20 protein-coding genes and 1 pseudogene are annotated in these 24351 nt (G+C 60.7%); 14 read left to right on the forward strand and 7 right to left on the reverse strand.

Annotated elements, in window-relative coordinates; genetic code table 11:
- The 4 genes from AB3G88_RS06030 to AB3G88_RS06045 form a co-directional block, all read right to left on the reverse strand.
- On the reverse strand, positions 1–1035 hold the full coding sequence (locus tag AB3G88_RS06030; RefSeq protein WP_158878478.1) for an ABC transporter ATP-binding protein: 1035 nt from the start codon (positions 1033–1035) through the stop codon (positions 1–3).
- Positions 1036–1210: 175 nt separating this feature from the next.
- On the reverse strand, positions 1211–2362 hold the full coding sequence (gene ydcS / locus AB3G88_RS06035) for a putative ABC transporter substrate-binding protein YdcS (protein ID WP_099583407.1): 1152 nt from the start codon (positions 2360–2362) through the stop codon (positions 1211–1213).
- A 73-nt stretch (positions 2363–2435) separates the two neighbouring features.
- Positions 2436–3893 (reverse strand): gamma-aminobutyraldehyde dehydrogenase, encoded by a 1458-nt coding sequence (locus AB3G88_RS06040; protein WP_177411512.1) that lies wholly within the window; start codon positions 3891–3893, stop codon positions 2436–2438.
- A 132-nt stretch (positions 3894–4025) separates the two neighbouring features.
- On the reverse strand, positions 4026–4937 hold the full coding sequence (locus AB3G88_RS06045) for a LysR family transcriptional regulator (protein WP_099583405.1): 912 nt from the start codon (positions 4935–4937) through the stop codon (positions 4026–4028).
- Positions 4938–5105: 168 nt separating this feature from the next.
- Here AB3G88_RS06045 and AB3G88_RS06050 point away from each other — a divergent pair, with 168 nt between their 5' ends.
- A complete protein-coding gene (locus tag AB3G88_RS06050) occupies positions 5106–5813 on the forward strand; it encodes a tellurite resistance TerB family protein (protein ID WP_480453478.1) in 708 nt (235 codons plus the stop codon).
- 111 nt (positions 5814–5924) lie between these two features.
- On the opposite strand, the gene AB3G88_RS06055 is transcribed toward AB3G88_RS06050, so the two are convergent.
- Together AB3G88_RS06055 and AB3G88_RS06060 are read right to left on the reverse strand one after the other, a co-directional pair.
- Complete coding sequence (locus AB3G88_RS06055; RefSeq protein ID WP_480453479.1) at positions 5925–6539, reverse strand: hypothetical protein; 615 nt, start codon at positions 6537–6539, stop codon at positions 5925–5927.
- A complete protein-coding gene (locus tag AB3G88_RS06060) occupies positions 6536–6931 on the reverse strand; it encodes a DUF2515 family protein (RefSeq protein WP_480453480.1) in 396 nt (131 codons plus the stop codon). The genes AB3G88_RS06055 and AB3G88_RS06060 overlap by 4 nt, the downstream gene beginning before the upstream one ends.
- 2 nt (positions 6932–6933) lie before the next feature.
- Between AB3G88_RS06060 and AB3G88_RS06065 the strand changes: the two genes are divergently transcribed.
- On the forward strand, positions 6934–8193 hold the full coding sequence (locus AB3G88_RS06065; RefSeq protein WP_015372597.1) for an IS256 family transposase: 1260 nt from the start codon (positions 6934–6936) through the stop codon (positions 8191–8193).
- Here the strand turns inward: AB3G88_RS06065 and AB3G88_RS06070 are convergent.
- Positions 8177–9364, reverse strand: coding sequence for a PAAR domain-containing protein (locus AB3G88_RS06070; protein WP_480453481.1), 1188 nt, complete (start codon positions 9362–9364; stop codon positions 8177–8179). The genes AB3G88_RS06065 and AB3G88_RS06070 overlap by 17 nt on opposite strands.
- Positions 9365–9579: 215 nt before the next feature.
- Here AB3G88_RS06070 and AB3G88_RS06075 point away from each other — a divergent pair, with 215 nt between their 5' ends.
- The 12 genes and pseudogenes from AB3G88_RS06075 to AB3G88_RS06130 all read left to right on the forward strand — a co-directional run bounded on the left by AB3G88_RS06075 (position 9580) and on the right by AB3G88_RS06130 (position 24342).
- On the forward strand, positions 9580–11202 hold the full coding sequence (locus AB3G88_RS06075; RefSeq protein WP_099583402.1) for a methyl-accepting chemotaxis protein: 1623 nt from the start codon (positions 9580–9582) through the stop codon (positions 11200–11202).
- Positions 11202–11714, forward strand: coding sequence for a chemotaxis protein CheW (locus AB3G88_RS06080; RefSeq protein ID WP_099583401.1), 513 nt, complete (start codon positions 11202–11204; stop codon positions 11712–11714). Before AB3G88_RS06075 ends, AB3G88_RS06080 begins: the two co-directional genes overlap by 1 nt.
- Entirely contained in the window at positions 11711–12967 is a 1257-nt protein-coding gene (locus AB3G88_RS06085; RefSeq protein WP_099583400.1) for a CheR family methyltransferase, read from the forward strand. The genes AB3G88_RS06080 and AB3G88_RS06085 overlap by 4 nt, the downstream gene beginning before the upstream one ends.
- Complete coding sequence (locus AB3G88_RS06090; RefSeq protein WP_112193821.1) at positions 12964–13665, forward strand: chemotaxis protein CheW; 702 nt, start codon at positions 12964–12966, stop codon at positions 13663–13665. Before AB3G88_RS06085 ends, AB3G88_RS06090 begins: the two co-directional genes overlap by 4 nt.
- Positions 13662–15932, forward strand: coding sequence for a hybrid sensor histidine kinase/response regulator (locus AB3G88_RS06095; RefSeq protein WP_158878484.1), 2271 nt, complete (start codon positions 13662–13664; stop codon positions 15930–15932). The genes AB3G88_RS06090 and AB3G88_RS06095 overlap by 4 nt, the downstream gene beginning before the upstream one ends.
- A pseudogene (gene cheB / locus AB3G88_RS06100) lies at positions 15929–16940 on the forward strand (chemotaxis-specific protein-glutamate methyltransferase CheB). Before AB3G88_RS06095 ends, cheB begins: the two are co-directional and overlap by 4 nt.
- A 51-nt stretch (positions 16941–16991) precedes the next feature.
- The gene (locus tag AB3G88_RS06105; protein ID WP_191947267.1) at positions 16992–17993 is read left to right on the forward strand and encodes a diguanylate cyclase; all 1002 of its coding nucleotides are present in this window, start codon (positions 16992–16994) and stop codon (positions 17991–17993) included.
- Between the two features lie 982 nt (positions 17994–18975).
- A protein-coding gene (prfB, locus tag AB3G88_RS06110; protein WP_095943132.1) for a peptide chain release factor 2 occupies positions 18976–20071 on the forward strand; the annotation gives its coding sequence in 2 pieces (ribosomal slippage) (positions 18976–19047 and positions 19049–20071; 1095 coding nt in all).
- An 80-nt stretch (positions 20072–20151) separates the two neighbouring features.
- Entirely contained in the window at positions 20152–21654 is a 1503-nt protein-coding gene (lysS, locus tag AB3G88_RS06115; protein ID WP_480453482.1) for a lysine--tRNA ligase, read from the forward strand.
- 106 nt (positions 21655–21760) lie between these two features.
- A complete protein-coding gene (locus tag AB3G88_RS06120) occupies positions 21761–22477 on the forward strand; it encodes a TetR/AcrR family transcriptional regulator (RefSeq protein WP_099583394.1) in 717 nt (238 codons plus the stop codon).
- A 16-nt stretch (positions 22478–22493) separates the two neighbouring features.
- Complete coding sequence (locus AB3G88_RS06125; protein ID WP_099583393.1) at positions 22494–23042, forward strand: hypothetical protein; 549 nt, start codon at positions 22494–22496, stop codon at positions 23040–23042.
- Positions 23043–23064: 22 nt separating this feature from the next.
- On the forward strand, positions 23065–24342 hold the full coding sequence (locus tag AB3G88_RS06130; RefSeq protein WP_099583392.1) for a flavohemoglobin expression-modulating QEGLA motif protein: 1278 nt from the start codon (positions 23065–23067) through the stop codon (positions 24340–24342).
- The last annotated feature ends 9 nt before the right edge of the window (positions 24343–24351 follow it).

The following is a 24351-nucleotide window of genomic DNA, read 5'->3' on the forward strand; positions in this document are numbered from 1 at the left end:
TCACACCTCGCCTGCAGTGTCGGTCAGCGGCGTCATGGCTTCCCGCGCCCAGCGCGCGGTGATCGGCTGGCCGACCTGATGGCCGCTGCTGATGTCCAGCCACTGGTTGTTGGCCTGGCTGATGTTCAACGCCTGGCCGTTCTCCAGTTTCAGCTCATAGCGGGTGGCGCTGCCCTGGTACTGGATATCATGCAGCAGGCCGCTGATTTCAACTTCGCCGGTACCCAGCGGGCCTTCGGCAAACCGCACATGCTCCGGGCGTATCGAAAACGGCTGCGCGCTGCCGCTCAGGCGCTGGGCCAGTTCGCCGCGAATCACGTTGGAGGTGCCGACAAATTCGGCGACGAATGCGGTGGCCGGTTTCATATACAGGTTGCGCGGGGTGTCGACCTGTTCGATGCGGCCTTTATTGAAGACCGCCACACGGTCAGACATCGACAAGGCTTCGGTCTGGTCATGGGTGACGAAGATGAAGGTGATGCCCAGCTGGCGTTGCAGCTTTTTCAACTCGCTCTGCATCTGCTCGCGCAGCTTGAGGTCGAGGGCGCCCAGCGGTTCGTCGAGCAGCAACACGCGGGGGCGATTGACCAGGGCGCGGGCCAGGGCCACACGCTGGCGTTGACCGCCCGAAAGTTGCACCGGCTTGCGCTCGCCATAACCGCCGAGGGCGACCATGCCCAAGGCTTCTTCGGCGCGGTTCAGTCGCTCGGTCTTGCCCACGCCTTTGACCTTGAGGCCGTAGGCCACGTTGTCGCGCACGTTCATATGGGGGAACAGCGCGTAATCCTGGAATACGGTGTTTACATCGCGTTGATACGGCGGCAGGCCGGCGGCCTCCTCGCCATGAATCCGGATCGAGCCAGCGCTCGGCTGCTCGAACCCGGCGATCAGGCGCAGGCAGGTGGTCTTGCCCGAGCCGGAAGGGCCGAGCATGGAAAAGAACTCGCCGTCCTGGATATCGATGGAAACCCTGTCAACGGCCTTCACTTCGCCGAACTGACGGGAAACGTGGGTGAATTGGACTGCAAGCGTCATGGTGCGGTGCTCCAAAAAAGCATGGGCCGTCGCAGCGGCCCGGTCTGGGCTTCTGAAAAAACGAGGATGCATGTGTGCTGCGCTGAAACGGTGAAAATCGGGCTTTTGTGGTGAGCGGGCTTGCCCCGCGCAGGGCAAGCCTGCTCACCACAAGAAGCAGTCTCTGCAGGGACCTTTAGCGGCCGCCCATGATCGCGATGTAATCCTGGGTCCAGCGGCTGTAGGGCACGAACTTGCCGCCTTCTGCCTGCGGGGTTTTCCAGAAGGCGATCTTGTCGAACTGGTCGAACCCGTTGGTCTTGCACCCTTCGGCACCCAGCAGTTCGCTTTCCTTACAGGCCGCAGGCACCGCCGGCAGCGAGCCGAACCACGCCGCGACATCGCCCTGGACCTTCGGCTGCAGCGACCAGTCCATCCACTTGTAAGCGCAGTTCGGGTGCTTGGCTTCGCTGTGCAACATGGTGGTGTCGGCCCAGCCGGTGGCGCCTTCCTTGGGGATAGTCGAGGCAATCGGCTGTTTCTCGTTGACCAACCCGTTGACCTGATACGGCCAGGCGCTGGAGGCCACCACGCCTTCGTTCTTGAAGTCACTCATTTGCACGGTGGTGTCGTGCCAGTAGCGGTGGATCAACGGTTGCTGGGCGCGCAACAGGTCGAGCACGGCTTTGTACTGGGTTTCGGTCAGCTCATACGGGCTCTGGATGCCCAGTTCCGGCTGGGTAGATTTGAGGTACAGCGCTGCATCGGCAATGTAGATCGGGCCGTCATACGCCTGCACGCGGCCTTTGTTCGGCTTGCCGTCCGGCAGGTTCTGGGCGTTGAACAGCACATTCCAACTGGTGGGCGCGGTCTTGAACACGTTGGTGTTGTACATCAGCACGTTCGGGCCCCACTGGTACGGGGTGCCGTAGGTCTGCTGGCCGACCACGTACCACGGCGCATCCTTGAGGCGTGGGTCGATGTTCTTCCAGTTGGGGATCAGCGCGGTGTTGATCGGCTGCACACGCTTGCCGACGATCAGCCGCAGCGACGCATCGCCCGACGCAGTGACCAGGTCATACCCGCCCTTGGCCATCAGGCTGACCATTTCGTCAGAAGTGGCGGCAGTTTTCACATTGACCTTGCAACCGGTTTCCTTCTCAAAACCAGTGACCCAGTCGTAGGCCTTGTCGCTTTCGCCACGTTCGATATAGCCAGGCCAGGCGACGATATCCAGCTGGCCTTCACCGGCGCCTACCGCCTTGAGCGGTTCGGCGGCCTGAATGCTGGCGCTGGCCAGCAGCGCGGTGGTCAAGGCACTGAGCAGTGCGGTCTTGTGCGCGGACATGGGGGTTCCCTCTTCTTTAATTATGGTCGGGGCAGTTGTGTGCAACCGGTGACGCAGAAGCTTAGTTGTTGTTTTAAAGATGTTGGCCGTGGCGGGCCATGATGTGGCGCACCACGCTGTAGTCCTGTAGCGAATCGCTGGACAGATCTTTCCCATACCCCGAGCGCTTCAAGCCGCCGTGGGGCATTTCGCTGACCAGCATGAAATGGCTGTTGATCCAGGTGCAGCCATATTGCAGGCGCGCTGCCACCTGCATGGCTTTGTCCAGGTTTTGGGTCCATACGGAGGAGGCCAGGCCGTACTCGGAGTCGTTGGCCCAGTCCACCGCCTGTTCCAGCTCGTCGAAGCGGGTCACCGTGACCACCGGACCAAACACTTCGCGCTGCACGATCTCATCATTCTGTTTACAACCGGCGAGCAACGTTGGCTGGTAATAGAAGCCCGCGCCGGAATGCACCGCGGCGCCGGTGACCCGTTCGATATGGGGCTGGCCGAGGGCGCGCTCGACAAAGCTGGCCACGCGGTCGCGCTGGCGTGTGCTGATCAGCGGGCCCAGTTCGTTGTCGGCATCGCGCTTGCCGGCAAAGCGCAGGCTGCTGACCGCCGCACCGAGGTCGGCGACCAGCTTGTCGTGAATCCCCGCCTGGGCATAGATGCGGCAGGCGGCGGTGCAATCCTGGCCGGCGTTGTAATAACCGTAGGCGCGCACGCCTTCGACCACGGCTTGCAGGTCGGCGTCGTTGCATACGATCACCGGCGCCTTGCCGCCCAGTTCCAGGTGCGTGCGTTTCAGGGTTTTCGACGCGGCCTGCAGGATTTTTTGCCCAGTGACGATATCGCCGGTCAGGGACACCATGCGCACTTTCGGGTGGCTGACCAGATGGCTGCCCACGCTTTCGCCGCCGCCACACAGGATGTTGATGACACCGCGTGGTAACAAGTCCTTCAGCACGGGGGCCAAGGCGAGGATCGACAGCGGTGTGTGTTCCGACGGCTTGAATACCAGGGTATTTCCGGCAGCCAGGGCGGGCGCGATCTTCCACGCGGCCATCATCAATGGGTAGTTCCACGGCGCAATGGAGGCGACGACGCCAATCGGGTCGCGCCGCACCATGCTGGTGTAGCCCGGCAGGTATTCGCCGCTCAGTTGCCCGGTCTGGCAGCGCACGGCCCCGGCGAAGAAGCGGAACACGTCGACGGTGGCGCTCAAGTCATCCTGACGCGCCAGGTGCAGTGGCTTGCCGCAGTTCAGGGATTCCAGGCGGGCCAGGTAGTCGGCTTGTTTTTCGATGGCATCGGCGATGCCCAGCAAAATGTTCGAACGTTGCTGCGGCGTGGTCCGCGACCAGCCGGCAAATGCACGGTGGGCGGCGAGGATGGCCGATTCCACCTGCTCGGTGCTGGCTTCGGCGATCTGGGTGAGCACTTCGCCGGTGGCCGGGTTGAGGATCGGCTCGGCAAAACCCTGGCCGTGGACCAGTTCGCCGTCAATCAGCAATGCAGTAAGCAGCGGGGTAGACGCGCCGGACATTTTTCGCGATCTCTTTTCTTGTGTGGCCATGGGCGTTCTCTTACGAGGGCCTGACCTTTCTCTTATGGATGCACAGAGACTAGAGGTCAGGCGCGAGGTCAACAAATACTAAATACTGAATGCAGCATTCGATTAAATAGATGGCTTGCGTGGATGGGGCTGTTCCCGGGCGACGGTGAGGAACGGGTCCACCAGTGCCGGTCGCGCCGTGCCACGGCGCCACGCCAGGCCTACGTCAAGGGTCTGGCTGAGATCCGCAATCGGTCGCGCCTCAATAATGTCGCCCTCCAGGGACCATGGGCGGTAGGTCATGTCCGGCTGGATCGATAGGCCCAGGCCTGCCGCCACCAGGCTTCGTACGGCTTCCGTCGAGGCGGTGCGTAACGTGACGCGCGGTTGTAGTCCGGCGCTGGCCCACATGCGCTGGGCGTTGTGGCCCATTTCATCGACATTCAGCTGAATCAGCGGCTCGCGCGTGACATCGGCAAGGTTGATGCTGTCGTGTTCCAGCAGCGGATGCTGCGCCGGCAGCCACAGGCGGTGGGGCGAGTGAGTAAGCACTTCGGTCTGCAGGGCGTGGCGGTCTTCCAGGTTGGAAAGGATCAGCACGCCGACATCGATCTCGCCGCTGACGAGCAAGTGTTCGATATACGGGCGCTCGTCCTCCATCACACGGATTTCCACGTTGGGGTAGGCGCGCTGGAAACGGGTGAGCAGATCGGCGAGGTAGTAGCCGGCCACCAGGCTGGTCACGCCGATGATCAATTGGCCGGCGACCTGGTCGGTGCTTTGTTGCAGGCTGCGTTTGGCGTTGTCCACGGTGGCGAGGATCAAGTGCGCCTGGCGCAGGAACTGGTGGCCCTGGTGGGTCAGGGTCATGCCCTTGGCGTGGCGGTTGAACAGGTTGACGCCGATTTCCTGCTCCAATTGCTGGATCGCCAGGGTCAGCGTCGACTGGGAAATAAACGCGGTCTGCGCGGCGGCCGAGATTGAGCCGGTCTCGGCCACGGCGATAAAGTGCCGGATTTGACGCAAGGTCATCATGCTGGAATTACCAGTGGGGTGTTTTTATAGATTTGTCCAAGTGTATATCGGTTTTAGCGAACGGCAGCGGCGTTACATCTGGAAGCACTCTAGATCGGGGCTTTTTGGCACTTAGTTTTACGCTGGTGGCCTATTGGTCCAATGAACCCAAGTGTCTGGAGGCTACGAATGAATACCCGTGGATTGCTCGATCAGTTGCTCAAGTCCGGCCAGGACATGTTGCAAAACAAGGCTGGCGGCCAACGCAAGCAAGACGATAAAGGTGCTTTGGGCGGTCTGCTGGGCGGCGCTGGGTTGGGCAGCCTGCTCGGCGGTGCCGGTGGTGGCGCTCTGGCGGCGGGGGCCATGGGCCTGTTGCTGGGCAATAAAAAGGCGCGCAAATTCGGCGGCAAAGCCCTGACCTATGGCGGGCTGGCCGCATTGGGTGTGATTGCCTACAAGGCCTACGGCAACTGGCAGGCCAAGCAAGCCAATGCGCCCAAGGGCGAACCGCAGACCATCGACCGCCTGCCACCGGCCCAGGTCGAGCAACACAGCCAGGGCATTCTCAAGGCGCTGGTCGCAGCGGCCAAGGCGGACGGTCATGTGGACGAACGCGAGCGCGAACTGATCGAAGGCGAGTTCACCAAGCTGGACAACGACCGCGAACTGCACAACTGGCTGCACGCCGAGCTGAACAAACCCCTTGACCCCGCCGATGTCGCCCGTGCCGCCAGCACCCCGGAAATGGCTGCCGAAATGTACATCGCCAGCGTGATGCTGGTAGACGAAGAAAACTTCATGGAAAAAGCGTATCTGGACGAACTGGCCCGCCAACTGAAACTGGAGCCTGGGTTGAAGCTGGAGCTGGAAAAGCAGGTGCGGCTCAACCAATAAGCACGCATGCACACAAATCCAAATGTGGGAGGTGAGCAAGTCACCTCCCACATTTGCTTTGCGAGCGCTATTCCATTCCCGCTCTCCTGTGTCGTCCAAGCAGGTATTGGATCATTGCGGTATCCAGGGTGCGGCCAGCTGTAGTTTGATCAGATAGCGTTCTTGAGTGGGATTTCGAACATCCTTGAAGCGATTAACCACCAGCATTACCTGATATTTGTCTGCGGCCTGCCATATAGACGTACCCCCTTTGTTTACGTTGCGTAGTCGCGCACGCCATTGAGGTGTGTCGGCAAAGGGAGGGTCGTCTTTTACGTGAATGGGGATCCAGCCGCCTTTGCGCCATTGTTCCTGTAGGTCCAGTACGACCTGCAGGGCGTCGTCTAGCAACAGCGGTTCGATTTGAGGGGACATGCGAACGCCTTCGACCCGTCCGTTACCGAAGCCTACCGTGAGAAAGCGAGCGAGAGGTGTCACGAATCCATATTCAGCGTCTACGAGTCGCAATCGGGCATTTGACCTGGGAGTCCTGAACCAATGATGCCCGGTAATGGAGGGGCCGATCTTTGCGCTGGAACGTTGTCGCATGTCTTCCCAGGGCTCGCCGGGCGTCAGCGCGATTTCCGGATCATCGGCACCGAAGAATATCGCGAGCCATACGAAAAGGACTACGGCGGCCGACCAGAGGCCGACACGTCGCCAATTCATCTGCGCGATCCACCTCATTGGACGCCACGACCTTCGGCGATATCTTCAAGTGCTTGCTCGATCAGATACCGATCATCGCTATGTAAAAGCTTGTTGAACTGAGCCGCGGCCCTTATTACGAAGGCCATTCGCTGATCGATATCGGCCAGGCTAGCGACGGGATTGTTGCTGAACGTAATGGTGCGCCCGTCATCAACAGGGACGCATTGGCTTGCCAGCGTCAGCTCAATGGCCTGCGCGGTGCCTGAGGGTATACCGGTGACGTAGGAAAGATGGTTGCCGAGCAGCAGGGCTACCAGTTTCTGGTCGGTATATAGGGTTGGCTGAAGGATGTTTCGTTGTTCATGGTCAGCTAGATAGGGACTGTCATAAATTTTGTGTTCGGGCATAACATGTTGATAGAGGTGCATGTATGCCGACCAAAAAGAAACCGGCCCGTGAGGCCCCGCGAGACCTTCCATCCATTCCCCAAGAGCTGATCGACCAGTTCGTCAGCGGCCCGATGAGTGCCGAAGCCATTCAGGATGCCTCGATGGCGTTCAAAAAGGCGCTGATCGAGCGAGCTCTTGGTGCCGAGTTGGGCCACCACCTTGGCTATCCTCAGGGCGCGGAGCGCCCTGAGGAGTCGAGTAACCAGCGCAACGGCAAGAGCGGAAAAACGGTGCTAACCGATGACGGTCCGCTGCGTTTGGACATTCCCAGAGACCGTGATGGAAGCTTTGCTCCGATTCTGATCCCCAAACACGAACGGCGTTTTACCGGCTTCGATGACAAGATTATCGCGATGTATGCCCGAGGCATGACGGTTCGCGAAATCCGGGCGTTTCTCTCTGAACAGTACGGAACAGACGTCTCTCACGATTTCATCAGCTCCGTCACTGACGCAGTGTTGGAGGAGGTTACCGCCTGGCAACAGCGACCGCTTGAACCGATGTACCCGGTAATTTTCTTCGATGCATTGCGAGTCAAAATTCGCGACGAAGGCTTGGTTCGCAACAAAGCGATCTACTTGGCACTGGGAGTATTGCCGGACGGAACGCGAGATATTCTGGGCATTTGGATTGAAACAACCGAAGGCGCCAAATTTTGGATGAAGGTCTTTAACGACCTGAAAACCCGAGGCGTCGAAGACGTCTTGATCGCCGTAACTGACGGTCTCAAAGGCATGCCCGAAGCGCTGAGTGCTGTGTTTCCTGAGACGACGTTGCAGACCTGCATCGTCCACCTGATCCGTAACAGCCTCGATTACGCCCCGTGGGATAAGCGCCGTGAGCTGGCCAAGGCACTGAAACCGATCTATCAAGCACTCAATGCTGACGCCGCAGAACAAGCGCTACTGGCTTTCGAAGCCGGGCCTTGGGGTAAGCAATATCCGACAGTCGTATCAGCTTGGAAACGTGCTTGGGATCGAGTTATCCCGTTCTTCGTGTTTCCCCCGGCGATACGCAAAGTGATCTACACAACCAATGCCATCGAGAGTATCAATGCCCAGTTGCGCAAGGTCATCAAGACGCGAGGCCACTTCCCAACGGATGAGGCCGCGACAAAACTAATCTGGCTGGCATTACGAAATATCACCGCGAACTGGGGCAGTGCAGCTCATGATTGGAAGAACGCAATGAATCAATTTGCGATTCTGTACGGAGATCGATTTATCAGGCCGACCTGGTAAAGATGGCCTGCCTGACGGCAGGCCGTAACCGGCCCGAACACAAAAAATCTGACACTCTCGCTAGATACTCAACGCTCATGGCAATATTGCCTTTCTCAATCGCCTCAAAAGCTAGCAGGATCTCTCTTTGGCCCGTCCCGAACTCTAATACCTCTTGCCCGATAGGCCACAGCACAGGCGGCCGACCATTTTCAAAGATGTTTTTACGAGACCGTAGACACTTCTCCAGCAACCCCAACCCCCGATCCCTATAGAACGCGTGCAGCGGAAACACATCCAGAAACAACGTGGTGTTCCCTATTGCCATCATCTCGTACACATGTTGATAAAGCTGCTGCACGCTCGATAACGGCTCGCCCTCGCGTCGCCAATCAACATCAGGCATTGGGTTATTGCGGGCGGCCAGTTCATATTCACGCTGTCGCTTCTCGTACTCCCTCAGTTTTACCCGCCGCTCACGCTCGTCGGCACTGAACAGCCCCCAAACTCCTTTGCGGGCACTCCTTTTCAATTGCTGCGCCGCTACGTACTCCGCTTGAATCTTTTCGATGGAGTCAGCCGCATGCAGTAAGCCGCACCCCACCTGCTTGGATGCAAACGCCGCAAGGCCCGCCCACTGAAAGCGATTATCGAGCCGCCAGAGCTGGGCGTAAGCGGCGTTGATGATCTGGTTGCGCAATCTGGGATCGGCGATCAGCGTGCCGCCCGGCGCCACAATTTCTTCTGCCTGCTTCTGGTAGGTGCGCCAACTGCGTTCGCAAGAAGAGTCGAGCACCTCGCTGAATATCGCAGGCGCGGGCTTTGACGCTGAGGCAGGCGTCGTGCGAGGTATTGACGCTGGGGGCGATGTAGGAGCGGCACTGTTTTGTACGGAGGTTTCTTCGCCGCTAAGCGTCTGATACCGCTCTAACTGGTCGGCAATCAGACGAGGGGGCGGATCGCATTTGCACTGACAGATATCGTCCGATAGCGCCACTCTTTGTCCCCGTGCCCACTGCTCCCGGCGTGGCCCCACGCAGACAATGGTGCCCGTGGTTTTACACACAGGGCAACGCACTTCGTGGCCTTCAAGGGCAATGTCGACTTGCTTGATGGCGAAGCCAATCAAACCACCGACGACGGTACCGCCTGCAGTCGTTCTGGCCCCTCGGGTAATAAAGTAGCGTCGCATGCCAGATATGTCCTTTTGTTAGCTGGGACAGGCACGCTAGGTGAGGAAAAAAAAGCTTGGTAGTCGGACGATTCTTGGCTTGGCGTAGGCGGGTTCTGTAATCACCATCAGGGTGTTTTTGCATTCTGTGAGCGCTACATCAAAACCCGTTGATTAATGAGGCCTTCTGCTCAGCTATACTCCCCTCCATTTGAATGGCCCTTCGAGGAAATACTGTGAAGAACTGGACCTTGCGCCAACGCATCCTGGCAAGTTTTGCGGTCATTATCGCCATCATGCTGTTAATGGTCGTGGTCTCCTATTCACGGTTGCTGAAGATTGAAGTCAGCCAGGAAGCTGTCCGAGACGATGCGGTGCCAGGGGTTTACCTCAGTTCCATGATCCGCAGTGCGTGGGTCGACAGTTATCTGCAGACCATCGATATCATTGGTCTGCGCGAGGATAAAACCTTCACCAATACCGATAAGAACGACTACAAGGCCTTCGAAGCGCGCATCGAGCAGCAGATGGCCAGCTACGAAAAAACCGTGCACAGCCAGGCTGACCGCATGGAGTTCGACAACTTCAAGGCCGCACACATCAATTACAACAAAGTCCTTGAGCGAGTGCTGGACCGCGTCCAGAACAATGACCTGCCCGCTGCGCGTGAAATGCTTGAAGAGCAACTGACGCCGATCTGGACCGAAGGTCGCATGAAGCTCAATGACATTATTACCGAGAACAAAAACGTCGCTGACCGTGCCACCGCGGCCATTGACGACGCCGTGCTGTCGGCCAAGATCAGCATGGGCGTGTCGCTGATCATCGCCATCCTGGCCGCCGGCCTGTGTGGCCTGCTGCTGATGCGCGCAATCATGGCGCCGATGCAGCGTATCGTCGAAATCCTCGACACCATGCGCACGGGCGATCTGAGCAAACGCCTGAACCTTGAGCGCAAGGACGAATTCGGTGCGGTGGAAACCGGCTTCAACGACATGATGACCGAACTCACTGCCCTGGTTTCCCAGGCGCAACGCTCTTCGGTACAGGTCACCACCTCGGTGACCGAGATTGCCGCCACCTCCAAGCAGCAACAGGCCACCGCCACTGAAACAGCGGCAACGACCACCGAGATCGGCGCCACATCGCGGGAAATCGCCGCCACGTCCAAGGATCTGGTGCGCACCATGACCGAAGTCTCCACCGCTGCCGACCAGGCTTCGGTGGCCGCCGGTTCCGGCCAGCAAGGCCTGGCGCGCATGGAAGAGACCATGCACTCGGTGATGGGCGCTGCCGACCTGGTGAACGCCAAGCTGGCGATCCTCAATGAGAAGGCCGGCAACATCAACCAAGTGGTGGTGACCATCGTCAAGGTCGCCGACCAGACCAACCTGCTGTCCCTGAACGCCGCCATCGAAGCTGAAAAGGCCGGTGAATACGGGCGCGGGTTTGCCGTGGTCGCAACCGAGGTGCGTCGCCTGGCCGACCAGACCGCCGTGGCCACCTACGACATCGAGCAGATGGTGCGCGAGATTCAGTCGGCGGTGTCCGCGGGCGTGATGGGCATGGACAAGTTCTCCGAAGAAGTGCGCCGCGGCATGTTCGAAGTGCAGCAAGTGGGCGAGCAACTCTCGCAGATCATCCATCAGGTACAGGCCCTGGCGCCGCGGGTGTTGATGGTCAACGAAGGCATGCAGGCCCAGGCCACCGGCGCCGAGCAGATCAACCACGCGCTGGTGCAACTGGGGGATGCCAGCAGCCAGACCGTGGAATCCCTGCGCCAGGCCAGTTTTGCGATTGATGAACTGAGCCAGGTTGCGGTGGGTCTGCGCAGCGGCGTGTCGCGTTTCAAAGTCTGATGAGCGACCTCGCGGCTAAACGCGGCGCCGTCCCGGCAGCGAAAAAGGCGTTGTTCCTGGTGTTTCACATCGGTAGCGAACGTTATGTCCTCAAGGCCACCGAAGTGGCCGAGGTGCTGCCGCGCCTGCCGCTCAAGCCCATCGCCCATGCGCCTTCCTGGGTGGCTGGCATCTTTGCCCACCGTGGGGCGTTGGTGCCGGTGATCGACCTGAGCGCGCTGACCTTCGGTACGCCGGCGCAGGCTCGCACCAGCACGCGGTTGGTGCTGGTCAATTACCAGCCGCAACCTTGGGTCGAATCCCGCCGGCTGGGGCTGATCCTCGAACAGGCCACCGATACCCTGCGTTGCGACCCCGCCGAATTCCAGCCCTATGGCCTGGATAACCACCAGGCGCGCTACCTGGGGCCTGTGCGGGAGGATGCCTTGGGCTTGATGCAATGGATTGGCGTGAATGACGTGCTCACCGACGACGTGCGCGCCCTGTTGTTTTCTGCCGAGCTGAGCGTATGAGCAACGACCCGCGCTTCTTTGCCTTCCTCAAGGAACGTATCGGCCTGGACGTTGCGTCGGTCGGCGAGGCCATCATCGAACGTGCGGTGCGCCAGCGCAGCCAGGCCGTGCAGGCGCGAACGCCAGGTGAATACTGGCAGCACCTGCAAAGCTCCCACGACGAGCAGCAAGCGCTGATCGAAGCGGTGATCGTCCCCGAGACCTGGTTTTTCCGTTACCCCGAATCCTTTGCGACCCTGGCCCGATTGGCGATTGCCCGTCTGGCCGAGATCAAGCAGATGCGTGCACTGCGTATCCTCAGCCTGCCGTGCTCCACCGGTGAAGAGCCCTATTCGATCGCCATGGCCCTGCTTGATGCTGGCCTGGCGCCGCACCAGTTCAAGGTGCTGGGCCTGGACGTCAGCCCGCTGTCGGTGGAGCGTGCGCGGCGCGGCGTATATGGCAAAAACTCGTTTCGCGGCAGCGATATCGCCTATCGTGACCGCCACTTCATTGAACACGACGACGGGTTCCATATCGCCGACCGCGTGCGCGAGCAGGTGCGTCTGCAAGTCGGCAACCTGCTCGACCCGACGCTGCTGGCGAACGAGGCGAGCTATGACTTCGTGTTTTGCCGCAACCTTTTGATCTATTTCGACCAGCCCACCCAAAAACAAGTGTTCGATGTGCTCAAGGGCCTTACCCACGTGGACGGCGTCCTGTTTATCGGCCCGGCCGAGGGCAGCCTGTTGGGGCGCCACGGCATGCGTTCGATTGGGGTGCCGCAGTCCTTTGCCTTCAGCCGGCACGCCGAGCCGATCCAGCCTGAACCGGTGTTCGTGCCCATGCCGGCGCCTCAGCGCAGCGCGGCACCGATCCCCGTCAAGCCGCGACCGTTCAGCACAGTCAGCGCCCAGGTGGTGCCGATCAAGGCCCCGCCGCCTTCCGACGCAAGCACCTTGCTCAGTCGTATCGCCACCCTGGCCAACGAAGGCAAGAGTGCCGAGGCCCGTGCCGCCTGCGAGCAGTATTTGAACAGCCACCCGCCAGCCGCCCAGGTGTTTTACTGGCTCGGGCTGCTCAGCGATGTGGCCGGCAGCGCCCTGGAAGCCCAGGGTTTTTATCGAAAAGCCTTATACCTGGAACCCCAGCATCCGCAGGCCTTGATGCACCTGGCCGCGTTGCTCGAATCCCAGGGCGACAGTGCGGGGGCGCGCCGTTTGCAGGCGCGGGCCGCCCGTAGCGAGCGAGCAGACAGTGAGTCCAAACGATGAGTAGCCCCGACGCGCTCGACACCGCCGGCCTGGACCTGACCCTGGCCGACACCCAGGCCATCGACGACTGCTGGAACCGCATCGGTATCCACGGCGACAAGTCCTGCCCGCTGCTGGTGGATCATATTCATTGCCGCAACTGCGCCGTGTATTCGGCGGCCGCCACGCGCCTGCTGGATCGCTACGCCTTGCAGCAGGACGACCGTCGTCCGGCCGCTGCGGCTGAAGTCGACGAAGAGATCGTCACCCGCTCGTTGCTGATGTTCCGTCTCGGCGAAGAATGGTTGGGCATCGCTACCCGTTGCCTGGTGGAAGTGGCGCCGTTGCAACCGATTCACTCGCTGCCGCACCAGCGGTCCCGCGCCTTGCTCGGCGTGGCCAATGTGCGGGGGGCGCTGGTGGCGTGCCTGTCATTGGTGGAACTGCTCGGCCTGGACAACACCGGCAACGGCGCCAGCGGTGGGCGGATCATGCCGCGCATGTTGATCATCGCCGCGCAGGATGGCCCGGTGGTGGTGCCGGTGGACGAAGTGGACGGCATCCATGCTATCGACGAACGCACCTTGCAGGCTGCATCGGCGTCCGGCACCCAGGCCAGCGCACGGTTCACCCAGGGTGTGTTGCAGTGGAAGGGCCGCAGCCTGCGTTGGCTGGACGAGGCGCAATTGTTGTCCGCCGTGACCCGGAGCCTCACATGACCCCCGACCAGATGCGCGATGCCTCGCTGCTGGAACTGTTCAGCCTGGAAGCCGATGCACAGACCCAGGTGCTGAGCGCGGGCCTGCTGGCCTTGGAGCGCAACCCGACCCAGGCCGACCAACTGGAAGCCTGCATGCGCGCGGCCCACTCGCTCAAGGGCGCGGCGCGCATCGTGGGGGTGGACGCCGGGGTCAGCGTGTCCCATGTCATGGAGGACTGCCTGGTCAGCGCCCAGGAAAGTCGTCTGTACCTGCAACCTGAACATATCGACGCCTTGCTGCAAGGCACCGACCTGCTGATGCGCATCGCCACCCCTGGCAACACCGTGGGACCAGCGGACATCGAAGCTTATGTGGCGTTGATGGAGCGCCTGCTGGACCCCTCTCAGCCGACCGCCAAGGTCGCGCCGCCACCCGTTGTGCCGGCGCCGGTGGTTGAAGAGCTCCCGCCGGAACCCGAACCCGCGCCGCCAGTGGCCAGCGATCCGCCGCGCCAGGGCAAACGCATGACCGAAGGCGGCGAGCGTGTACTGCGCGTGACCGCCGAGCGGCTTAACAGCCTGCTGGACCTGTCGAGCAAGTCCCTGGTGGAAACCCAGCGTCTCAAGCCGTACCTGGCGAGCATGCAGCGCCTCAAACGCATTCAAAGCCAGAGCGTGCGCGCCCTGGATACCCTGGACGGCCAGCTCAAGACCCTGGATCTGAACCTCGAAGCCCAGGAAGCCCTGGCCGATACTCGCCGCCTGCTGAGCGAAGCCCAGGCGCTGCTGGCGGAAAAAACCGCCGAGCTGGATGAGTTCGGCTGGCAGGCCGGGCAGCGCGCCCAGGTGCTCTACGACACCGCGCTGGCCTGTCGCATGCGTCCGTTTGCCGATGTGCTGGCCGGGCAGGTGCGCATGGTGCGTGACCTCGGCCGCAGCCTGGGCAAGCAAGTGCGCCTGGAGATCGAGGGCGAAAAGACCCAGGTCGACCGCGACGTATTGGAAAAACTTGAAGCGCCACTCACCCATTTATTGCGCAATGCCGTCGATCACGGCATCGAAATGCCTGACCAGCGCCTGCTGGCCGGTAAACCCGCCGAAGGCTTGATCCGCCTGCGTGCTTCCCATCAGGCCGGTTTACTGGTGCTGGAACTGAGCGACGACGGCAACGGCGTCGACCTGGAGCGCCTGCGCGGCACCATCGTCGACCGGCATCTGTCTACTCTGGAAACGGTGCTGACCCTCAGTGAAGAGGAGTTGCTCACGTTTCTGTTCCTGCCGGGGTTCAGCCTGCGTGACAAGGTCACCGAAGTGTCCGGGCGCGGGGTCGGGCTGGATGCGGTGCAGCATATGGTCCGCCAACTGCGCGGCGCGGTGGTGCTGGAGCAGACGGCGGGGCAGGGCAGCCGTTTCCATCTGGAAGTGCCGCTGACCTTGTCGGTGGTGCGCAGCCTGGTGGTGGAAGTCGGCGAAGAAGCCTACGCATTCCCCCTGGCGCATATCGAACGCATGTGCGACCTGGCCCCCGACGAGATCGTGCAACTGGAAGGCCGCCAGCATTTCTGGCACGAGGGCCGGCATGTCGGCCTGGTCGCCGCCAGCCAGTTGTTGCAGCGCCCGCCGGGGCAGAATAACGACGAGACCCTGAAAGTCGTGGTGATCCGCGAGCGCGATGCGGTGTACGGTATCGCCGTGGAACGCTTCATCGGCGAGCGGACCCTGGTGGTATTGCCGCTGGATGACCGCCTGGGCAAGGTCCAGGACATTTCCGCCGGTGCCTTGCTCGATGATGGCTCGGTGGTGTTGATTGTCGATGTGGAAGACATGCTGCGTTCGGTGGACAAGCTGCTCAACACCGGACGCCTCGAACGCATCGCCCGGCGCAGCCAGCAGGTCACCGAGGCGCCGCGCAAGCGCGTGCTGGTGGTGGATGACTCGCTCACCGTGCGTGAGTTGCAACGTAAATTGCTGCTTAATCGCGGGTACGAAGTGGCCGTTGCAGTCGATGGCATGGACGGCTGGAATGCCTTGCGCTCCGAAGACTTCGACCTGCTGATCACTGACATTGATATGCCTCGCATGGACGGTATTGAATTGGTCACACTCTTGCGCCGGGATACTCGCCTGCAATCGTTGCCGGTGATGGTGGTGTCGTACAAAGACCGTGAAGAGGACCGTCGCCGTGGGCTGGACGCCGGTGCCGATTACTACCTGGCCAAAGCCAGCTTCCACGACGACGCGTTGTTGGACGCCGTGGTGGAGCTGATTGGAGGCGCGCGGGCATGAGGATTGCGATCGTCAATGACATGCCCCTGGCGGTAGAGGCCTTGCGCCGCGCCTTGAGCTTCGAGCCCGCGCACGAGGTGGTGTGGGTGGCCGGCAATGGCCTGGAAGCGGTGCAGCGCTGTACCGAATTGACCCCGGACCTGATCCTGATGGACCTGATCATGCCGGTGATGGACGGTGTGGAAGCCACGCGGCAGATCATGGCCGAGACGCCGTGCGCGATCCTGCTGGTGACTGTCGACCGCCAGGCCAACATGAGCCGGGTGTTCGAAGCCATGGGGCACGGCGCCCTGGATGTGGTGGACACGCCTGCCCTCGGCGTGGGCAACCCCAAGGATGCGGCGGCGCCGCTGTTGCGCAAAATCCTCAACATCGGCTGGCTGATCGGCCAGCGTGGCAGCCGCGTGCGCACCGAAACCCCATCAGCGCGCACCACCGGCAAACGCCAGAGCCTGGTGGCTATCGGCTCGTCGGCGGGTGGCCCGGCTGCCCTGGAAATCCTGCTCAAGGGTTTGCCCCGGGACTTTCCCGCCGCCATTGTGCTGGTGCAGCATGTGGACCAGGTGTTCGCCGCCGGCATGGCCGAGTGGCTCAGCAGTGCTTCCGGACTGCCGGTGCGCCTGGCCCGCGAAGGGGAACCGCCACAAAGCGGCGTGGTGTTGCTGGCCGGTACCAATCATCACATTCGTCTATTGAAGAATGGCACGCTAGCCTATACCGCAGAGCCGGTGAACGAGATTTACCGGCCTTCGATCGAACGTGTTCTTTGAAAGCGTGGCCAGCCACTGGAATGGCGATGCCGTTGGCGTACTGCTGACCGGCATGGGGCGCGACGGGGCCCAGGGCCTCAAGTTATTGCGTGAAGAAGGTTATTTGACCATCGCCCAGGATCAGCAGAGCTCGGCGGTGTATGGCATGCCCAAAGCGGCGGCGGCAATTGATGCTGCTGTTGAAATTCGCCCACTGGACAGAATTGCGCCCCGATTGCTGGAGGTCTTTGCACAATGAATATGACCTCGCGTGATGTTGGCTTGCAGGTGGTAATTCAGGTGACTGCAGATGAATGATTTACAGATCGACGACGTCAAGACCGACGAAAATGCCGCCATGGTATTGCTGGTCGACGACCAGGCCATGATCGGCGAGGCGGTGCGACGCGGCCTGGCCCATGAAGAAAACATCGACTTCCACTTCTGCGCCGATCCGCACCAGGCGATTGCCCAGGCTATCCGTATCAAACCGACGGTGATCCTGCAGGATCTGGTGATGCCCGGCCTCGATGGCCTGACCCTGGTGCGCGACTACCGCAACCATCCGGCCACGGCGAACATCCCGATCATCGTGCTTTCGACCAAGGAAGACCCGCTGATCAAGAGCGCGGCGTTTTCGGCGGGGGCCAATGATTACTTGGTCAAGCTGCCGGATAATATCGAGTTGGTAGCGCGTATCCGCTATCACTCGCGGTCTTACATGACGCTGTTGCAGCGGGACGCGGCCTACCGCGCGTTGCGGGTCAGCCAGCAACAACTGCTGGACACTAATCTTGTGTTGCAGCGGTTGATGAACTCCGATGGGTTGACCGGGTTGTCCAATCGTCGCCACTTTGACGAATACCTGGAACTGGAATGGCGGCGGGCCATGCGTGATCAGACGCAGTTGTCGTTGCTGATGATCGATGTGGATTTCTTCAAGACCTACAACGACAGCTTCGGCCACGTTGAAGGGGATGAAGCCTTGCGCAAAGTCGCCGCTACCATCCGCGACGCCAGCAGCCGCCCTTCGGACCTGCCGGCACGCTACGGCGGCGAAGAATTTTCCCTGGTGCTGCCCAATACGTCACCGGGCGGTGCTCGCATGGTCGCCGAGAAGCTGCGCATGGCCGTGGCGGCGCTGAAAATCCCGCACATTGCGCCGACTGAAGGCTCCAGCCTGACCGTCAGCATTGGCCTGTCGACCATGACGCCGGTGCAGGGTACGGATTGCCGCCAGTTGATCATGGCGGCGGACAAGGGTTTGTATACGGCCAAGCATAATGGGCGTAACCAGGTGGGGATTGAGTAGGCTCAGGCCTTTGCTAATGCTATGTGGGAGGGGGCTGAGTACATATCCGTTGCTGCGGTAACGGCTGCGTATGGTTCCGCCCTTACGGCGGGTCACTTTGGAAAAGCCCCAAAGTCCACCAAAGGGCTCTTGCCCCAACACTCGGCACCTCGCTTAGGCTCGGTGTGCCCTCACTCCGGCTTGAATCCGTGGGCCGCCGCGATGGGCCATCCTTGGCCCAGCGCGGCTAACCCGGCGTCCTGCCGGGTTACCCACGGATTCAAGCCTGCGTTCGGCCAGCGTGTTTGACGGGGCGCCTAAGATCAAAATCAAGATCAAAAGCGCAGATCAAAAGAGCGCTGACTTCGTCAGCGACAAGGATGTAAGGGCCAGAGCAAAAGCAGATCCAAAGCAGGCTGAGATCTATCTGATATATGGAGATAAAATGTGGGAGGGGGCTTGCCCCCGATGAGCATGAGTATCTACACAACTCTTAAAGGCTGACACAGAATCCTGTGGTGAGCGGGCTTGTCCCGCGCTGGGCTGCGAAGCAGCCCCAATAAGGTCACCGCAGAGTGCCAGAACCAATCGAGGTGAAGGTTTTGGGGCTGCTGCGCAGCCCAGCGCGGGACAAGCCCGCTCACCACAAAAGCCCATTTGCCATAGATTGAGCATCCTCCGGAAGTTGTGTAGATGCCCATGCCCCGATGAGGGAGTGTCAGCTGATGCAGCTGTGACTGATCCACAGCTATCGAGGGCAAGCCCTCTCCCACATTTTTAACTCATGTGGGTGAGTCATACCGGGCGTGGCTTTTTGGTTACTTTTGTGCCTTTCCAAAAGTGACCCGCCGTAAGGGCGGAACCATAGGCAGCCGTTACCGCAGCAACGGATATGCCCCCAACATAATCCAACCCCCCCTTTTCGCCCAGCGGGCTGCCGCTCCCCCCCGTTTGCCGTTATACTCGCCGGCTTTCAAAAGTTCGCCAACGAGTGCTGCCCGCCATGGAAATCAACCCGATCCTGAACACCATCAAGGACCTGTCCGAGCGCTCCGAAACTATTCGGGGGTATCTTTGACTACGATCAAAAGCATGAGCGTCTGACCGAAGTCAATCGCGAGCTTGAAGATCCGGCTGTCTGGAACAAACCCGAATACGCCCAGGAACTGGGCCGCGAGCGCGCCGCGCTGGCGCAGATCGTCGACACCCTCGACGAACTGAACACCGGTCTGGCCGATTGCCGTGACCTGCTGGACATGGCCGTCGAAGAAAACGACGAAGGCGCAGTGGGCGATGTCGTCGCCGAACTGGCCCGTCTAGAGGAAAACCTCGCCAAACTCGAATTCCGCCGCATGTTCAGCCATGAAATGGACCCGAACAACGCTTACCTGGACATCCAGGCCGGTTCCGGCGGCACCGAAGCCCAGGACTGGGCCAACATTCTGCTGCGCATGTACCTGCGCTGGGCCGACAAGCGCGGTTTCGACGCGACCATCATGGAACTGTCGGCCGGTGAAGTGGCGGGTATCAAGGGCGCGACCGTGCACATCAAGGGTGAATACGCCTTTGGCTGGTTGCGTACCGAAATCGGCGTGCACCGCCTGGTGCGCAAGAGCCCGTTCGACTCCGGCAACCGTCGCCACACCTCGTTCTCGGCGGTGTTCGTCTCGCCAGAGATCGACGACAAGGTGGAAATCGAGATCAACCCGGCCGACCTGCGCATCGACACCTACCGTTCATCCGGTGCCGGTGGCCAGCACGTAAACACCACCGACTCGGCCGTACGTATTACCCACGTACCGACCAACACTGTGGTCAGCTGCCAGAACGAACGTTCCCAGCACGCGAACAAGGACACCGCCATGAAAATGCTGCGGGCCAAGTTGTACGAGCAGGAAATGCAGAAGCGCAACGCCGCCTCCCAGGCGCTGGAAGACACCAAGTCGGATATCGGCTGGGGTCACCAGATCCGTTCGTACGTGCTCGATGCGTCGCGGATCAAGGATCTGCGCACCAACATCGAACGCAGCGACTGCGACAAGGTGCTCGACGGCGATATCGACGAATACCTGGAAGCCAGCCTGAAGTCCGGCCTCTAAAGAACCTGTAGGAGCGGGCTTGCCCGCGATCCTCAGCCGTAGGCTGAGGGCAACGAACCTGTGATGGAATTTCAAAAGACATGAGCGACCAACAACTCGACCCGCAAGCCCTGCTACAGGAAGAAAACTCCCTGATCGCCCTGCGCAAGGAAAAGCTTGCTGCCGAGCGCGCCAAGGGCAATGCCTTCCCCAACGACTTCCGCCGCGACAATTACTGCGATGCCTTGCAGAAACAGTACGCGGACGAGACCAAGGAAGAGCTGGCAGAGGCTGCGATCCCGGTCAAGGTGGCAGGTCGCATCATGCTCAACCGTGGCTCGTTCATGGTGATCCAGGACATGACCGGGCGCATCCAGGTCTACGTCAACCGCAAGACGCTGCCTGAAGAAACCCTGGCCTCGGTGAAAACCTGGGACATGGGCGATATCATCGCCGCCGAAGGCACCCTGGCCCGTTCCGGCAAGGGCGACCTGTACGTCGAGATGACCAGCGTGCGCCTGCTGACCAAGTCCCTGCGCCCACTGCCGGACAAACACCACGGCCTGACCGACACCGAGCAGCGCTACCGCCAGCGCTACGTTGACCTGATCGTCAACGAAGAGGTGCGCCAGACCTTCCGCGTACGTTCCCAAGTCATCGCGCACATCCGCAGCTTCCTGATGCAGCGCGACTTCCTGGAAGTGGAAACGCCGATGCTGCAGACCATCCCCGGTGGTGCCGCAGCCAAGCCGTTCGAAACCCACCACAACGCGCTGGACCTGGAAATGTTCCTGCGCATTGCGCCTGAGCTGTACCTCAAGCGGCTGGTTGTCGGCGGTTTTGAAAAGCTGTTCGAGATCAACCGCAACTTCCGTAACGAAGGCGTCTCGACCCGTCACAACCCAGAATTCACCATGTTGGAGTTCTACCAGGCTTACGCCGACTACGAAGACAACATGGACCTGACCGAAGAACTGTTCCGCGAACTGGCACAGTTGGTCCTGGGCAGCACCGACGTGCCGTACGGCGACAAGGTCTTCCACTTCGGCGAGCCGTTTGTGCGCCTGTCGGTGTTCGACTCGATCCTCAAGTACAACCCTGAGCTGACCGCCGACGACCTCAACGACATCGACAAGGCCCGTGCCATTGCCAAGAAAGCCGGCGCCAAGGTGCTGGGTTTTGAAGGCCTGGGCAAATTGCAGGTGATGATTTTCGAGGAACTGGTCGAGCACAAGCTGGAACAGCCACACTTCATTACCCAATACCCGTTCGAAGTGTCGCCGCTGGCCCGTCGCAACGACGACAACCCGAACGTCACCGACCGTTTCGAGCTGTTCATCGGCGGCCGCGAAATCGCCAACGCCTACTCCGAGCTTAACGACGCGCAAGACCAGGCCGAGCGCTTCATGGCCCAGGTGGCCGACAAGGACGCTGGCGACGACGAAGCCATGCACTACGACGCCGACTTCGTGCGCGCCCTGGAATACGGCATGCCGCCAACCGCCGGCGAAGGCATCGGCATCGACCGTCTGGTGATGTTGTTGACCAACTCGCCGTCGATCCGCGACGTGATCCTGTTCCCGCATATGCGGCCAGAAGTGTAAACGTAACGAAATCCGAAGCCGCCTTTTATAAGGCGGCTTTTTTATGTGGCGTTTTTAAGCGTCAAGCAAACAGCGCCAGGGTTTGATCTATTCAAGGATGTGAGTCGTGAACCGCGTAATCGCACAAGAAGGCGCCGCCGGCATTGCTGCTGCCGTGGCTGAAAGCGTCCAGTACCAGGGCCGTAAGGCCAGTCGTCGGGGCAGCGAGCAACGCAGGCAAGACATTCTCGATGCGGCCATGCGCATCGTGGTGCGCGAAGGCGTGCGTGCCGTGCGCCATCGGGCGGTGGCGGCGGAGGCGGGTGTGCCGCTGTCGGCCACCACCTACTATTTCAAAGACATCGATGACCTGCTCACCGATACCTTCGCCCAGTACGTCGAACGCAGCGCCGCCTTCATGGGCAAGCTGTGGGTGCGTAACGAAGGCCTGTTGCGCGAGATGGTCGCCTACGGGGATGGCAGCCCGGAGTCGCGCTCACAGCTGGCCGATGACATCGCGCGCCTGACCGCCGATTATGTGCAGCGCCAACTGATCAACCGCCGCGAATACCTGATGGCGGAACAGGCGTTCCGCCAGGAGGCGCTGCTGAACCCGCGCCTGGCCGAACTGGTGCGCTCCCACCAGCAGATTTTGTTGCAGGGCACCGGGCAGTTTTTCCAGGTTCTGGGCTCCCGCGAACCGCAGCAGGACGCCAAGGTGTTGACGGCGATTATCAGTCGGATGGAATATCAGGGCCTGTTGGGCGGCGCAGAGCCTCTGACCGGTGAAGAGATGCTTGAGATCCTCAAGCGTTACATGCATTTGGTGTTGGCCTCGGTCTGACACCGGAGGGTGTCTGATGAAAACCTGGCGCAGCGCAGTAATCGCCTTGTCGTTCCTGCTGCTCAGTGGTTGCCTGGTGACCTTCAAGGAGCCGCTGGCAACCCGTGAAGCGGCGCCGGATGAGTTGCTGGGCCAATGGTCCAGCAAAAATGCCTGGGGCGAGCCGCTCAACCTGCACATCACGCGGGCCGGTGAGCACCGTTACAAAGCCGTGAGCTACCCTAAGGCCACGCCGGAGCAGCGCGACGAGTACCTGTTCAGCGTGTCGCGCCATGGCAACCGCTGGTACCTGTCGGCGCCGTTGCCTACAAAGCTCGGTGGGAATTTTATTCTGGCCGGCTTCGAATTCGACGAAAAGCACGAATTGGTGGTCTACAACCTGGATCTGGACCAGATCCACCAGGCCATCGGCCAACAGGCGTTGCGTGGTCATACGGTAGAAACCGTCGAAGGCGACGGCGTGTTGGTGGATAGCCCCATGGACCAGGTGTTTGCCTACCTGGACAACCCGGCCAATGCCGATGTGTTCGTTGAAGCCGTGCGCTACCGGCGTGCGGGCAAATAACGTTTAAAGAAGGAAGCCCCCGGTGGACGATTACCAGCAGACGATACGCACCTTGTCCGATCGCATTGTGCTGGCGCAAACACCGATTCGCGTCCTCGACGCCGTGAAGTGGGACGACAACATTCGCCAGGGATTCCTCAAGGCCAAGGGCAAGGCAATGCCTGCCGTGGACCGCGACTATTACCTGAACCGACCGCTGTCGTTCGATTCCAGCGCAGTGAAGCTGGAATTCCAGAACATTGAGCGTGATATCACCCGGCGGCTCGGCCAGTTCAGCCCGGTGGGGCAGATCATGCGCCGCATGTGCCGTGAATACCGCATGGTGGTGCGTATGCTCGAAGCACGCGGCACCGAGGACTTCGGCCTGATTTCCCAGGAATTGTACGGCGCTGCCTCCGATGCGTTTCATGCTGGCGACCCGACCCTGGCCGACCTGGGGCTGATGCTCTCTGACTACCTGAACAATATCGATGGCCGTGGCGACCTCAAGGACGAAGCCAAGACCCTCACCGCCAAGGACGCCGTCGCCCTGCTGCAAACCCGCTTGAACAAGGTGTTCGGCGAGGCGGAAGAGACTATCCGCGTGTTCGAGTCCGACGGCATCGTCGCCGACGCGGCGGCGGGGGCCGACTACATCAAGATCCGCGCCGATGCAATGTTCAACAATCGCGACGTACGCGCCCTGGAAGTGCATGAAGGCCTGGTGCACGTCGGCACCACCCTCAACGGCCAGAACCAGCCGATCTGCACCTTTCTGTCCAAGGGCCCGCCGTCGTCCACTGTGACCCAGGAAGGCCTGGCCATTCTGATGGAGATCATCACGTTTGCCTCATACCCCAGTCGCCTGCGCAAACTGACCAACCGCACCCGCGCCATCCACATGGTGGAAGAGGGCGCCGACTTCCTGCAGGTGTTCGAGTTCTTCCGCGAGCAAGGCTTTGAAATGGCCGAAAGCTATGGCAACGCCAGCCGTGTATTCCGTGGCTCGGTGCCCAATGGCCTGCCGTTTACCAAGGATTTGTCCTACCTCAAGGGCTTTATCATGGTCTACAACTACATCCAGCTGGCCGTGCGCAAAGGCAAGCTGGAGCAAGTGCCGCTGCTGTTCTGCGGCAAGACCACCCTGGAAGACATGCGGACCCTGCGCCAACTGGTGGATGAAGGACTGGTGGTGCCACCCAAGTACCTGCCGGAGCAGTTCCGCGACATGAACGCGCTGGCCGCGTGGATGTGCTTCTCCAACTTCCTCAACCACCTGAGCCTGGATCGGATCGAAGCGGACTACTCCAATATCCTTTAAACACGTTTA

Source organism: Pseudomonas arvensis (assembly GCF_056688935.1).

Coding starts and splice junctions, on each gene's coding strand:
- ydcS (WP_099583407.1), bottom strand. CDS start 2,362: ATGTCCGCGCACAAGACCGCACTGCTCAGTGCCTTGACCACCGCGCTG.
- AB3G88_RS06125 (WP_099583393.1), top strand. CDS start 22,494: ATGAAAACCTGGCGCAGCGCAGTAATCGCCTTGTCGTTCCTGCTGCTC.
- AB3G88_RS06065 (WP_015372597.1), top strand. CDS start 6,934: ATGCCGACCAAAAAGAAACCGGCCCGTGAGGCCCCGCGAGACCTTCCA.
- AB3G88_RS06090 (WP_112193821.1), top strand. CDS start 12,964: ATGAGTAGCCCCGACGCGCTCGACACCGCCGGCCTGGACCTGACCCTG.
- AB3G88_RS06040 (WP_177411512.1), bottom strand. CDS start 3,893: ATGTCCGGCGCGTCTACCCCGCTGCTTACTGCATTGCTGATTGACGGC.
- AB3G88_RS06080 (WP_099583401.1), top strand. CDS start 11,202: ATGAGCGACCTCGCGGCTAAACGCGGCGCCGTCCCGGCAGCGAAAAAG.
- AB3G88_RS06085 (WP_099583400.1), top strand. CDS start 11,711: ATGAGCAACGACCCGCGCTTCTTTGCCTTCCTCAAGGAACGTATCGGC.
- AB3G88_RS06060 (WP_480453480.1), bottom strand. CDS start 6,931: ATGCACCTCTATCAACATGTTATGCCCGAACACAAAATTTATGACAGT.
- AB3G88_RS06045 (WP_099583405.1), bottom strand. CDS start 4,937: ATGATGACCTTGCGTCAAATCCGGCACTTTATCGCCGTGGCCGAGACC.
- AB3G88_RS06095 (WP_158878484.1), top strand. CDS start 13,662: ATGACCCCCGACCAGATGCGCGATGCCTCGCTGCTGGAACTGTTCAGC.
- AB3G88_RS06055 (WP_480453479.1), bottom strand. CDS start 6,539: ATGAGGTGGATCGCGCAGATGAATTGGCGACGTGTCGGCCTCTGGTCG.
- lysS (WP_480453482.1), top strand. CDS start 20,152: ATGAGCGACCAACAACTCGACCCGCAAGCCCTGCTACAGGAAGAAAAC.
- AB3G88_RS06050 (WP_480453478.1), top strand. CDS start 5,106: ATGAATACCCGTGGATTGCTCGATCAGTTGCTCAAGTCCGGCCAGGAC.
- AB3G88_RS06030 (WP_158878478.1), bottom strand. CDS start 1,035: ATGACGCTTGCAGTCCAATTCACCCACGTTTCCCGTCAGTTCGGCGAA.
- AB3G88_RS06070 (WP_480453481.1), bottom strand. CDS start 9,364: ATGCGACGCTACTTTATTACCCGAGGGGCCAGAACGACTGCAGGCGGT.
- AB3G88_RS06105 (WP_191947267.1), top strand. CDS start 16,992: ATGAATGATTTACAGATCGACGACGTCAAGACCGACGAAAATGCCGCC.